Origin of the sequence: Pseudomonas sp. NMI760_13 (genome assembly GCF_021283245.1) — a bacterium.
Taxonomy (GTDB): domain Bacteria; phylum Pseudomonadota; class Gammaproteobacteria; order Pseudomonadales; family Pseudomonadaceae; genus Aquipseudomonas; species Aquipseudomonas peradeniyensis.
The window spans coordinates 64,089-76,310 of record NZ_JAJSRC010000011.1; the positions used below are offsets into that span (position 1 = coordinate 64,089).

At 62.2% G+C, this 12,222-nt stretch carries 8 protein-coding genes; 4 read left to right on the forward strand and 4 right to left on the reverse strand.

The features are described from left to right. Window positions 1-79 precede the first annotated feature (79 nt). The 3 genes from LU671_RS13850 (at window position 80) to LU671_RS13860 (ending at window position 6,522) form a co-directional block, all read left to right on the forward strand. A complete protein-coding gene (locus LU671_RS13850; RefSeq protein ID WP_232855950.1) occupies window positions 80-865 on the forward strand; it encodes an alpha/beta hydrolase in 786 nt (261 codons plus the stop codon). A 260-nt stretch (window positions 866-1,125) separates the two neighbouring features. After that, the gene (locus LU671_RS13855; RefSeq protein WP_232855951.1) at window positions 1,126-3,423 is read left to right on the forward strand and encodes an autotransporter family protein; all 2,298 of its coding nucleotides are present in this window, start codon (window positions 1,126-1,128) and stop codon (window positions 3,421-3,423) included. Window positions 3,424-3,570: 147 nt separating this feature from the next. Next, window positions 3,571-6,522, forward strand: coding sequence for a membrane-targeted effector domain-containing toxin (locus tag LU671_RS13860; protein WP_232855952.1), 2,952 nt, complete (start codon window positions 3,571-3,573; stop codon window positions 6,520-6,522). A 50-nt stretch (window positions 6,523-6,572) separates the two neighbouring features. On the opposite strand, the gene guaA is transcribed toward LU671_RS13860, so the two are convergent. From guaA to LU671_RS13880, 4 genes are all read right to left on the reverse strand, one after another. Next, window positions 6,573-8,150 (reverse strand): glutamine-hydrolyzing GMP synthase, encoded by a 1,578-nt coding sequence (guaA, locus tag LU671_RS13865; protein WP_050704158.1) that lies wholly within the window; start codon window positions 8,148-8,150, stop codon window positions 6,573-6,575. A 75-nt stretch (window positions 8,151-8,225) separates the two neighbouring features. After that, window positions 8,226-9,695: an IMP dehydrogenase gene (gene guaB, locus LU671_RS13870; RefSeq protein ID WP_050704157.1), complete on the reverse strand. Its 1,470-nt coding sequence runs from the start codon at window positions 9,693-9,695 to the stop codon at window positions 8,226-8,228. Window positions 9,696-9,782: 87 nt separating this feature from the next. Further along, entirely contained in the window at window positions 9,783-10,340 is a 558-nt protein-coding gene (locus tag LU671_RS13875) for a sugar ABC transporter ATPase (RefSeq protein WP_110738328.1), read from the reverse strand. Window positions 10,341-10,390: 50 nt separating this feature from the next. Continuing rightward, window positions 10,391-11,146: a sulfite exporter TauE/SafE family protein gene (locus LU671_RS13880; protein ID WP_232855953.1), complete on the reverse strand. Its 756-nt coding sequence runs from the start codon at window positions 11,144-11,146 to the stop codon at window positions 10,391-10,393. Window positions 11,147-11,243: 97 nt separating this feature from the next. Between LU671_RS13880 and LU671_RS13885 the strand changes: the two genes are divergently transcribed. Beyond that, complete coding sequence (locus LU671_RS13885; protein ID WP_232855954.1) at window positions 11,244-12,122, forward strand: LysR family transcriptional regulator; 879 nt, start codon at window positions 11,244-11,246, stop codon at window positions 12,120-12,122. Window positions 12,123-12,222: the final 100 nt, after the last annotated feature.

Sequence of the window (12,222 nt, forward strand, 5' to 3'; positions counted from 1 at the left end):
TCATGTGTTGTGACCTTGGGTGAGCAGATACGCTTACTGTCGGTGGATATCGACCAGCCTCCATGGCGTCTGGATGCTAATGCTCAGCGCGCTTTTGATCGCCTGCCAATCGCCGCGCGAGGCGCTGCAACAACTGGCTGAAGAGCACGGCCGACCATTGCAGGTGCTCCCGGGCCACACCTACCCGCTCGTCATGCTAGCGCCGCACCCTGCAGAAAAGATGACCCGCCTGCGTGTCTACCTGGAAGGCGATGGTCACGCCTGGTCGACGGCCACTCAACCCAGCCTGGACCCGAGCCCGCACAATCTGCTGGTGCCACGGCTGGCGCTCAATGACCCAACCCCGAATGTGTATTTGGCACGCCCCTGCCAGTTCATCATGGCCGCAGCCTGCCAATCCTCCCTCTGGACCCATCGACGATTCTCCAGTGAGGTGGTTACCCGCCTGAGCCACGCGCTGGACCAGTTGAAGCAGCGATATGCCAACAGGGAATTCGAACTGGTGGGGTATTCAGGTGGCGCCGCCCTCGCCTTGTTGTTGGCGGCGCAGCGCAACGACGTTACCCAGGTGCAAAGCCTCGCTGGCAACCTCAGTCCACATCTGTGGGCGATGATGAAAGGCCTGTCGCCACTCGAGGGCTCATTGGAGCCTCTGGACTATCGCGATCGGCTCGCCTCGCTACCCCAGCGTCATTTCATTGGAGCAGCAGACCCGATCATCCCTGCCAGCTTGGCCGATAGTTACCAACAGGCGCTTGGCTCACCCCTCTCCCAATGTGTCCTTGTGCCACAAGCAAGCCATGATAGAGGGTGGGAGGCAACATGGAGCCAATGGGCTCAAACGCCGCTGGCACCGGTCCCCTAAGACCTGGCTTGGACGAGGCTCTTCGCCTGATCGTTGAGTTCCCTTAATACTGAAGGGGAAGCTCCAAAAAGCTGCCTCGAAGCATTCGTTGGGCTTATTCGTTCGGATTTGTCTTTTTCATGATGAATTCTCCTGCAGGCATCGTGTAGATTGCACGCGTTTAAAATCAGCACTTCACCGACACGCTGGCTGGGATGCCTATAACAAACGCTGATGCGCAGTGTTCCCTGCCGGTTTCTCCCTGTAAGGATACGACTGTCTTGAGCATCTACCTCTTGCGCCGCTCGCTGTTGGCGCTGTCTGTCGCCGCGGCTACTGCCCATGCCACACCCGCACCCGACCTCAACCATGACCTGGGTACAGGGGCCTACAACAGCTCCGGTGATGTATTCAATAACGTCACCTTCACCGGCACGTCGCAGAACGCAGGTGTAACGTTGGTTAACGTGACCCTGGCGGGCAACCTGGTCAACCAAGGCAAAATCAACCTGGCGGCGGCGAACACCAGCGACGTCCTGTCGGGTATCAGCATGACCCTCAACTCCACCGCCACTGGCGACCTGGTCAACCAGGGCGACATTACGGTAGACAGCAACAGCGCCATGGGGCTGGACCTGTACCTGGCGAAGATCGCGGGTGAAGTGAACAACAACGGCAACATCACTGTGACTGGCGAAGGTGCCAATGGCATGATGATCACCTCGACCCAGGCGAACATCAACAACTCGGGCACCATCACCGCTCGCGGCATCGACTCTGCGGGTATCGAAGTAGAGAACGCCCGCTTCACCGCTCAAGTGTTGGGTGGCGACTTCAAGACCGCTATCAACAATAGCGGGACGATCTCGGCCGATGGGGTGGGCATTCACTTTGTCAGCCTCGACCCCTCGGGCGGTTTCAGCATTTTCGCCATCACGCAGACAGGTGGCCTGATCGAAGGCGGCACTGCGGCAATCCTGGCGGACGACAACACCTCGCCCTCGTATTTCTACTGGCACGCAGGGCAAGTAAAAGGTGACCTGCTGGGCTTGAACGGTGTGCTGGTGAGCGGTGAAGCGATATTCGATGGCTCGACCATCCGTGCCGGTTACGTCGATATCGACGGTGGTCGCCTGACGCTGCTCCGCCCGCAGACGACCATCGTGGGCGGCCTCGACCTGGACAGCGACACTGCGCGCCTGCGTCTGCTGCTGGATAACGACACATTGCCTGAAACGCCGATCCTCAAAGTCACAGGCAACACCTACTTCTCCGAGGGTAGCCAGGTCGAACTGCAAGCTCGCTCCGACGACTTCCGTACACCGGCCCAGGGCACTCGTTACACCCTCATCAACTCAGGCACCTGGGAAGATCCGCAGAACCTGTCCGTGGTCTCCTCCTCGGCACTGCTCGAGGTGAAAAGCTTCGGCATCGAAGGCCAGGATCTCAAAGCACTGGTCGCCACCCGCAGTGACGAGGTGATTGCGCAGGGCCTGCAGGATGCCAGTGGCTCGAACAACGCGGTGAACGCGATCAAGCCGCTCAAGAACACCGTCTTGGGCCTGATGGACGAAAGCGATCCGGTTTTCCAGCGTTTCGCCAACGCCGCCACCAACGAAGAGCTGGCCAAACTTGCCGAAACCCTGACCCCGGATGTCAGCCGTGGGGTGATTCATGCCGCCACCAGCGGCCAGAACCTGGTCACAAGCGCCATCAACCGTCGCGCCAGCAAAGCGCGCAATGGCCAGTCCTCCGGTGACGTCCTGGCAGAACAAGGCGTATGGCTGCAAGCGCTGTCCAGCGATGCCAACCAGGACAGCCGCCACGGCGTCGACGGCTACGACGCAAATACCCACGGCATCGCCGTGGGTGCTGACGGCAAGCTCGACGCCAATACCACCCTGGGCGTGGCATACAGCTACCTCACCAGCGACGTCAAATCCGACCTGGGTAGCAAGACCGACGTCAGCGGCCATGCACTGACCTTGTACGGCAACTGGGCCCGTGACAACTTCTTCGTCGACACCTCGCTGATGTATGGCTGGAACGACAACGAGTCCAAACGTTACATTGCCGGTACCCGCGCCAAGGCCGACTACGACAGTGAAATCTTCGGCGTCAACGCCCTGGCAGGCTACACCTTCCAGCTCGACAAGCAGTGGCTGCTGGAACCACAGGTCGGTGCGCGCTATGCCAAGGTGTCGATTGATTCGTACCGTGAAAAAGGCAGCTCAGCCGCCCTCAACGTCGGCAGCCAGCGCTATGAAATAGGCGAGATGGGCCTGGGCGCTCGCCTGGCGGCCGCTTTCGACGTAGGCGTGGGCACCCTGGAACCGGAAGCCAAGCTGATGGCCTGGCACGACTTCATCGCTGACAAGGCCAGCACCACCTCCACCTTCGTGCTCGGAGGCACCCCGTTCACCACCACGGGCGCGAAACCTGCGCGCGACAGCTACGAGCTGGGGCTGGGTGCAAACTACCGCGTGGGTGCGTGGAGCGTAGGAGGCACGTACAACTACCTGGCCAGCAGCGGCTTCAACGCCGACACCTTCAGTGCGAACGTGCGCTACGACTTCTGATCAACGTCTTCGCCTGAAACGACAAAGCCCGCTGATGCGGGCTTTGTCGTTTCAGGCTGCCGGGCTATGGAATAAGCAATATGCACCTCCACCCAAGCATGCGAGCGCCTGACACTGAGGTTCATTTTTCTGTACCGGACCCTCGTGATGCCCATCTTTACTCGCACCTCCAGTGATCAGCAGACCCTGCTGACAATCGCCCGGCAACTCACCGAAGACTGCCCGGACATGCGCGAGATGGCGCGAACAGTCGCGCAACAGATCCTTGACCGCAATGGCCTGAAAGCGCTGGATCCCGACAGTGTGTACCTGCACCGATTCAATACCGCCGTCAGCAGCCCCAGGACCTTCAACGGCTGGCAGCACTTCGATCAGCCGTACGAGTCGATGACTCTGCCACAACTGGTGATGCACCGTTTCGATGTCCATGACCAGGACAACGCCGACTTGCTCAGCTATCTGGTGGGTTTCTACAGCGATGGGCCAGGCAAGGACAGCTACGACGAACACAATGAAGTACGGCTCGATGCCAAGGATGTGCTGGATGACTTCTGGAAGATCGACTTCGCCGCTGATTTCAAGCGGCGGCTGGGCACCTTCTGGACGAATCATTCGGAAAACTTCCGCACGCTGGCCAAGGCCAACTTCCTGAGCAAAGTACTGGAAACCTGTGCCCATGACCCCAAGTCAGCGCTCGCCCGCCAGTGCAGTGACATCGTGCGGGCACTGGTGGGCGAAATGCCCTGGCCGCCATCAGTGCAAGCGTTGCACCAACGAATGCTGCCGGGTAACGGCGTGCGCATATGCACATTCGATATCGGCGGCCATGTCGCGACGGATATCCTGCGCCTGCAGATGCAAGACGGTAGCCAGGTCATCTACCTGCCCGGGGACATCGAAGGCCTGTATCACTTCCAGGATGTGCAGGCATTGTTCCTGTGGGTGCTCAACCACTGCAATCATGCCGAGAACCGGGCACGCTTCGTAGCGCACTTCGCCCTGAACGATCGCGACGAGGGCGACAGCCAGGTCGGGTTGAATCATTTGATCGACCTGCTCTACCACGGCTGGGGCAGGCAGGATTTCTCCGGCCTCAACACCCTGGACCAGCAGATCGACGAAGATGCCTTCGACTGGCTGCGTAACAAAGCCCACCAGCGGATGCTCGATGATGCGCACTTCGCCCTGCGCTCCAACGCCGACCTGCGCAAACAGCTGTGGATCGGTTACTTGAAGGCCGGCCTGCAAGTGTTCGGCCCCATGGCGGCCGTGGACTGGCCGGTGGCCTTGGCACTGGTGGGCGCCGGCATCGCCGAAACAGGCTTGAACATCGACCAGGCAATAACCGGGCACACGACCCGCGAACGCAAGGCAGGTGTTACGGGCGCGATTTTCGCCGCCATCGAGACCCTGTTCAATGCGACCTTTCTGCTCAGCGCTCCCGGCAACCCCCTTGCCGAGTTAGGTGAAGCAGAAGGAACAACGGATATCGGGGAGCGCCCAACCGAGACAGAGGAGCACGCAGCTTCCGGCGATAGCGAAGTCGAGGATGACTCAGCGACAAGCGTGGCGGATGCCATCAAGACCTGGGTACCCGACCCTTTCCAACCTGCGCAAAGCTGGGAGCTGCTGAACCCTTTCGAAACCAATGTAATGCTCAGCGGCGAACCGGGGTCAGGTACCCTAGAAGGGATCTACACGCAAGGCGGGCAATTCTACGCACTGGTTGAAGATATGCCTTACCAGGTGCGTTTTGTATCAGAGCTGAAAACCTGGACCATCGTCGACCCCGACAACCCGCTCTCTTTCTACAAGAACCAACCGATCCGCCTGGATGCAGAAGGACACTGGCAACCTGTGGATCGCCCAGGCCTCAAAGGGGGCATGCTCGCACGCCTGAAGGCCTGGGGTCGCCCGTCAACGTCCGCTAGCCCGCCTGCACTTGCAGAGACACCTTATGACGTCCCCGCCGACCTGCGCCAATCACTGAACGATGTTTCAGAGCATGAGATTACGGGTACGCGGGAACGATTGGAGGCACCAGAACGCAACGCCGCCCTCAAGCGTTTCCGCCAGCTACGTGATCAATTGGCGACAGACGCCAATGATTTCATGAAGACGGTGCAGCCTCCCCCACGTCCACAGATACCTGAGATCCCTCCTGGCGCCGCCTCCAAACGGGTGCTGCAAAGCATCTACGAGAACAGCAATGGCTTGGTCATCGGAGAAGCGCATAGCAGCCTTGGCAGCAAGCGGCTACTGATCGACAACATGCGCCTGCTGCGCAAGCTGAAGGTCAGGACGCTGTACATGGAGCACTACACGACCGACTTCCAGCAAGCGGACCTGGACACGTTCAATCGCAGCGGCGTGATGCCCAAAGCGCTTGATGCTTATGTCGCGGAACAGGATCTCGGCCACGGCACCGACCCGGCTGGCTGCTACACCTTCCGCCGGGTAATGGTTGAGGCGCAGAAGAACGGCGTACGGATCCAAGCCATCGACTGCATGGCCAGCTATCGCCAGGCATGGGTGAATCCGGTTGCCGATGGGACACGCCAGCAGATGATGAACTTCTATGCGCACCTGATCATCGAGGCCGACCAGGCTGCACGAGGTCCGGGAAAATGGGTTGCACTTGTGGGTAGCAGCCACGCCAACAACTTCCATGGCGTTACTGGTCTGGCTGAAACGGAAGGCGCAATTGGCCTGCGCGTCGAAGACGGCCCGATCGATGGAATCGACACCTACAGCGCCGACCCCGGCAGGGACATCGTTGACCCGAAGGCTGGTGTCAGGCATCTGGAAAGCGACCTGCTCCTGCGTGCGGCAGTGTTGCCCATACGCTCGACATCACCTGACTTCGACAGCATGCTGGTCACGCCAGGCGATTACACCATCGAACGGGTCAATGGCGAGGAATACGTGATCAACCGCAGCCGGAATTCGGCCCTGCGACGCACCCTGATCAAACGGGACGGGCGCTATTGCTACATCGAACGCCCCGACTGGCCAGACGTACATGAACGGCGCTTCGAACACCTTGCCGACCTGCATACCCGCTTGAGTCTGCGCGGCATGCGCTACATCAGCCATTGAGCGAAGCGCAGATACGACAAGGGCGCCTTGCGGCGCCCTTGTGGCTCAACTCATTCCCACTCGATAGTGGCCGGCGGCTTGCTCGACACGTCGTAGGTGACGCGGGAGATACCGTCGATTTCGTTGATGATACGGCCGCTGACGGTTTCCAGCAGCTCGTACGGCAAGTGCGCCCAGCGCGCGGTCATGAAGTCCACGGTCTCGACGGCACGCAGGGCCACGACCCAGGCGTAGCGACGGCCGTCGCCGACGACGCCGACCGACTTGACCGGCTGGAACACCACGAACGCCTGGCTGGTCTTGTGGTACCAGTCGGCCTTGCGCAGTTCTTCGATGAAGATGTGGTCGGCGCGACGCAGGATGTCGGCGTATTCCTTCTTCACTTCACCAAGGATACGCACGCCCAGGCCCGGGCCCGGGAACGGGTGGCGGTAGACCATGTCGTACGGCAGGCCCAGTTCCAGGCCGATCTTGCGCACTTCGTCCTTGAACAGCTCGCGCAGCGGCTCGACCAGCTTGAGGTTCATTTCCTCCGGCAGGCCACCGACGTTGTGGTGCGACTTGATCACGTGGGCCTTGCCGCTCTTGGCGCCAGCCGACTCGATCACGTCGGGGTAGATGGTGCCCTGGGCGAGGAACTGGATGTTGTCCAGCTTGCTGGCTTCGGCATCGAACACGTCGATGAAGGTGCGACCGATGATCTTGCGCTTTTTCTCAGGGTCCGCTTCGCCTTCCAGGTTGTCGAGGAACTGCTTCTCGGCATCGGCGCGGATCACCTTGACGCCCATGTTCTCCTTGAACATGGCCATCACCTGGTCGCCTTCGTGCAGGCGCAGCAGACCGTTGTCGACGAACACGCAGGTCAGCTGGTCGCCGATGGCGCGGTGCAGCAGCGCGGCAACCACGGAGGAGTCGACGCCGCCGGACAGACCCAGCAGGACGTTGGCCGAACCGACCTGTGCGCGCACCTGGGCGATGGCGTCCTCGACGATGTTCGAGGCGGTCCACAGGGCTTCACAGCCGCAGATGTCCTGGACGAAGCGCGACAGGATGCGACCGCCTTGCTTGGTGTGGGTCACTTCCGGGTGGAACTGCACGCCGTAGTAGCCCAGGGCGTCGTCGTACATGCCGGCGATCGGGCAGCTCGGGGTGCTGGCCAGTACGCTGAAGTTGCCCGGCATCTGGGTGACCTTGTCGCCGTGGCTCATCCACACGTCCAGGCCCAGTACGCCGTCGTCATCGACATGGTCTTCGATGCCGTCGAGCAGGCGGCTCTTGCCGACCACGTCGACACGGGCGTAGCCGAACTCGCGCAGGTCGGAACCTTCGACCTTGCCGCCCATCTGCTCGGCCATGGTCTGCATGCCGTAGCAGATGCCCAGCACCGGGACCTTCAGGTCGAACACGGCCTGCGGGGCGCGCGGGCTGTTGGCTTCGTGGACCGACTCGGGGCCACCGGCCAGGATGATGCCGCGCGGGTTGAATTCGCGGATCGCTTCATCGTCCATGTCGAACGGGTGCAGTTCGCAGTACACGCCGATCTCGCGCACGCGGCGGGCGATCAGCTGGGTGTACTGGGAACCGAAATCGAGGATCAGGATGCGGTGAGCGTGAATGTCGAGGGCCATGACTCAATCTCGTCAGTGGAAATCGGAAACGACACGGGGCTGTCATGACAGCCCCGCTTGCTATTGCTGGAAGCCTCAGCCTACGCGGTAGTTAGGGGCTTCTTTGGTGATCTGCACGTCATGCACATGGGACTCGGCCATGCCGGCACCGGTGATGCGCACGAACTCCGGCTTGGTGCGCATCTCTTCGATGGTCGCGCTGCCGGTGTAGCCCATGGACGAACGCAGGCCGCCCATCAGCTGGTGGATGATCGCGGCCAGGGCGCCCTTGTAGGGCACGCGGCCTTCGATGCCTTCCGGTACCAGCTTCTCGGCGCCGGCCGAGGAGTCCTGGAAGTAACGGTCGGACGAGCCTTGCGCCTGTGCCATGGCACCCAGCGAGCCCATGCCGCGGTAGGCCTTGTAGGAACGGCCCTGGAACAGTTCGACTTCACCCGGTGCTTCTTCGGTACCGGCGAACATCGAGCCCATCATCACGCACGAGGCGCCGGCAACGATGGCCTTGGACAGGTCACCCGAGAAACGGATGCCGCCGTCGGCGATCAGCGGCACGCCAGTGCCTTCCAGTGCGGCGGCGACGTTGGCGATGGCGCTGATCTGCGGCACGCCGACACCGGCGACGATGCGGGTGGTGCAGATCGAGCCCGGGCCGATACCGACCTTGACCGCGTCGGCGCCGGCTTCAGCCAGGGCCTTGGCGGCAGCGCCGGTGGCGATGTTGCCGCCGATCACCTGCACTTGCGGGTAGGTTTCCTTGACCCAGCGAACGCGGTCGATCACGCCCTTGGAGTGACCGTGGGCGGTGTCCACCACCACCACGTCAACGCCGGCGGCAACCAGGGCGGCTACGCGCTCGCCGGTGTCCTTGCCGGTGCCGACCGCAGCGCCGACGCGCAGGCGACCCTGGTCGTCCTTGCTGGCCAACGGATAGGCCTTGGCCTTCTCGATGTCCTTGACGGTCATCATGCCCTTGAGGGCGAACTTGTCGTCGACGATCAGGACTTTTTCCAGGCGGTGCTTGTGCAGCAGCTCGCGGACTTCGTTCTTGTCGGCGCCTTCGCGGACGGTGACCAGACGCTCTTTGGGGGTCATCACGTCGCGGACCTTGGCGTCCAGGCGGGTTTCGAAGCGCACGTCACGGGAGGTGACGATGCCGACCAGGTCGCCGTTCGCCAGTACCGGAACGCCGGAGATGTTGTTCAGGCGGGTCAGGTCGAACAGGTCGCGCACGGTGGCGTCGGCGTCGATGGTGATCGGGTCCTTGACCACGCCGGCCTCGAACTTCTTGACCTTGCGTACTTCGCCGGCCTGCTGCTCGATGGTCATGTTCTTGTGGATGATGCCGATGCCGCCTTCCTGGGCCATGGCGATGGCCAGGCGCGCTTCGGTCACGGTATCCATGGCGGCGGAGACCAGGGGAATGTTCAGCTCGATGCCACGAGTCAAACGGGTCTTGAGACTGACTTCATTGGGCAGTACCTCGGAGTAGCCAGGTACAAGGAGGATATCGTCGAAGGTCAGGGCTTCTTGGCTGATACGCAGCATCGCGGGGGCTCCCGGAAGGGGAAAAATGGAAGCGCGCCATTATACCCATCCATGGCGCGCCGCTCAATGCAAAATAAGGGCCTTCGGTCAGCCTTGCGGCAGTTTTACCTGCACCACCGCCACCGGCTGGTCCAGCCAGTCGGCGAAGCTGTCGAGGAAGGCCTGGGTGAACCCGGCCTCGCCCCAGTTGTTGAAGATGAACCCCAGGTTGGAAAAGGCACACGGCTGCAGGTAGAGGAAGCCATTGATGTCGTCCTCGAATCCGCACAGCGGGCAGGTGAAGTTGTCGCTCACCCCCGGCATCCATTCCTCCAGGCTCTCGAACAGCGGCTCGCCCACCTCCCGCCGGCATTCCGGGCAGCCGGCCTCCTCGAGAAATCCGTCGGTAGGGGTATAGATGCAGCGCTTGAGCATCACCTCAAGGCCATTGACCTGTGCGCCGAACGGCAGCTTCTCGGGGTGCAGGGCCACCTTGCGCGCCCCTTCGGCCAGGGCATGGCCCATACGATTGCCGGTGCGACCGCAGGTGCTCAGTTGCTCCTCGACGATCTTCTCGCGCACCAGCCAGCGCAGGATGGCGCGGGCACGGGCTTCGTGAACCGGCACGGTGGACAGCTTGGGGACGATGATGCTTTGGGTGTTCATGCTTGAGGCGGGCCTGCGAACTGCGGTAATCACTCAATTCTACCGTCTGCTCAGGCGCTCAGGTAGCGACCGATCAACGCCAGGCCGCTGGCCAGCACCAGCCAGGTGATCAATCGCACGAAGGCCTCGCGGGATAGCCTCAGGGTCAGCCGCCGTCCCAGCCAGGTACCGGCGAACATCACCGGCAACAGGCAGGCGGCCAGCAGCAACAGGCTGACGTCGGCATATACCCCGGCGATCAGGAACAGCGACAGGCGCACCACCGTGCTGCAACTGATCAGTGCGACCTGGGTCGCCCGCACCTGCTCCTTGGCCTCCAGCCGTGCGCTGAGGTAGATCGCGTACAAAAAACCACCACTGCCGAACAGGGCGCCGAACAACCCGCCCACCGTGCCCATGGGCACCGCCCAGGCGCCCGACAAGCTCGCCGGCCGCACCTTCACCGCCAGGCCATAGACCGCGTAGGCAGTGACGAACAGCCCCATCAGCAACAGCAGCACATCCGACTTCAGGCGCAGCAGGAACACGACGCCCAGGGTACAGCCCACGGCCATGAACGGCAGCAGCCGCAGTAACTCGCCGCGCACCACGTCACGCCGCGACGGCAGCAGGTTGCCGAAGGCGGCGACGAAGTCCAGCAACACCAGCAACGGAATGATCCGCGACAACGGCATGAAGTGGATCAGCACGGGGCCGGCGACCAGCGCGGTGCCGAAGCCGGCGATGCCGAAGACGATATAGGCCACCCCCACACCCAGCAGGATGGGCAGCCAGTCGAGCGTGGAAAACGACAATTGAGCGAGCATCGCGACAGTTCCTCGGGAGACCACTGAAGGTTAGCCAGCGACAAGCCATGCCGACTAATATGCCTTTACGCCATGAGCCATCTGGAAAAGGCATGACATGACTTCGATCCGTCAGCTGCGCTATTTCGTCGAAATTGCCGAGGCCGGCAGCTTCAGTGCCGCCGCAGAGCGGCTGTACATCGCCCAGTCGGCCCTCAGCCGTCAGATCAAGGAGCTGGAGCTGCACCTGGGGTCCGCACTGTTCGAGCGCACCGCTCGCCAGCCACGGCTGACCGCCGCCGGGCTGGCCTTCCTCGACCGCGCCCGACGCCTGCTGGCCGACCTGGACAAGGCCGAACGCCTGGCCCGCGAAGTTGGCCAAGGCCTGCGCGGCAGTTTGCGTCTGAACCACTCCAGCACCGTGCCGCTGACCGGGCAGTTGCTGCAGCGCCTCGGCACCTACCTCGAGGCTAACCCTGGCGTATCCCTAGAAATCGCCCAGCAATCGTCGGAAGCGCAGCTGGAGGACATCGCCGAGGGACGGCTGGAGATCGGCCTGTTGCGCCTGCCAGTACTGCGCCAGCACGAGGGCGTGGAACTGCATGCGCTGTTCGACGAGCCCCTGCTGCTGGCGGTGGCGGCGAGCCACCCACTGGCCACGGCGGCCAGTGTTCGGTTGGGGCAACTGCGCGAGGAACGCTTCATCTCCATCCCCCATCGTCAGCGCGGCGGGCTGAGCTACCTGTCGGCGTCGCTGTGCATGAACGAGGGATTCTATCCCCAGGCGGCGCAGGTGGTGTCGCGCAAGACCACGCAACTGCAGTTGATCCAGGCCGGGTTCGGGGTAGCATTGTTGCCGGCGAGCATGCGCGAGATCGCCCCGCCATTGGTGCGTTTCGTGCCGTTGGTCGAGGCGTGCCAAAGTACCGTGGCGCTGGCTTGCCGGCGGGATGCCGGGGAGTTGGTGCGTCAGTTCGTGGCGATCATGCAAGGCTGAAGGCCTCTATCGCGGGGCAAGCCCGCTCCCACGCCCTAGGTCGTATGTGCGTGGGAGCGGGCTTGCCCCGCGATAGAGGCCGGCACAGACAACCAGGCCT

What these genes read in the sequence shown, in the direction of transcription:
- LU671_RS13875 (WP_110738328.1), bottom strand. Translation starts at nt 10,340, where the DNA reads ATGAACACCCAAAGCATCATCGTCCCCAAGCTGTCCACCGTGCCGGTT.
- guaB (WP_050704157.1), bottom strand. Translation starts at nt 9,695, where the DNA reads ATGCTGCGTATCAGCCAAGAAGCCCTGACCTTCGACGATATCCTCCTT.
- guaA (WP_050704158.1), bottom strand. Translation starts at nt 8,150, where the DNA reads ATGGCCCTCGACATTCACGCTCACCGCATCCTGATCCTCGATTTCGGT.
- LU671_RS13885 (WP_232855954.1), top strand. Translation starts at nt 11,244, where the DNA reads ATGACTTCGATCCGTCAGCTGCGCTATTTCGTCGAAATTGCCGAGGCC.
- LU671_RS13880 (WP_232855953.1), bottom strand. Translation starts at nt 11,146, where the DNA reads ATGCTCGCTCAATTGTCGTTTTCCACGCTCGACTGGCTGCCCATCCTG.
- LU671_RS13860 (WP_232855952.1), top strand. Translation starts at nt 3,571, where the DNA reads ATGCCCATCTTTACTCGCACCTCCAGTGATCAGCAGACCCTGCTGACA.
- LU671_RS13850 (WP_232855950.1), top strand. Translation starts at nt 80, where the DNA reads ATGCTCAGCGCGCTTTTGATCGCCTGCCAATCGCCGCGCGAGGCGCTG.